The sequence below is a fragment of the Mesorhizobium sp. GbtcB19 genome (assembly GCF_019091085.1).
GTDB lineage: Bacteria > Pseudomonadota > Alphaproteobacteria > Rhizobiales > Rhizobiaceae > Mesorhizobium.
The window spans coordinates 1-247 of record NZ_JAGXJY010000388.1 but is presented as its reverse complement, the minus strand read 5'-3'; the positions used below and the strand labels follow the sequence as shown (position 1 = coordinate 247).

Here is a 247-nt window from a genome sequence, read left to right as displayed (position 1 = left end):
GAGCCCTGGGGCCCTCGCCGGCGCCGGGCTCGGCGGCTATTCGACCCAGACCTACGGCTTTCTGCCCCATGCCGCCGCGGTGCCCGTGGTCGCCTTCGCCATCATCGCCGTTGCCCTTCGCTACCTCATCGCCGAAGCCAAGCCACAGGCGGTCGGGCATCAGAAGTTCAGGCTGCCTCGGCACAGGGCGGCCAACCTGGCGGGGTGGATGGCGCGCCTCCCAAGGTCCTGGGAGGCGGGGGGGTCC

At 72.1% G+C, this 247-nt stretch carries 1 pseudogene; it reads left to right on the top strand.

The window, feature by feature from the left end:
• Nucleotides 1-247, top strand: a pseudogene (locus KVT37_RS32550) (hypothetical protein); the annotation flags it as partial.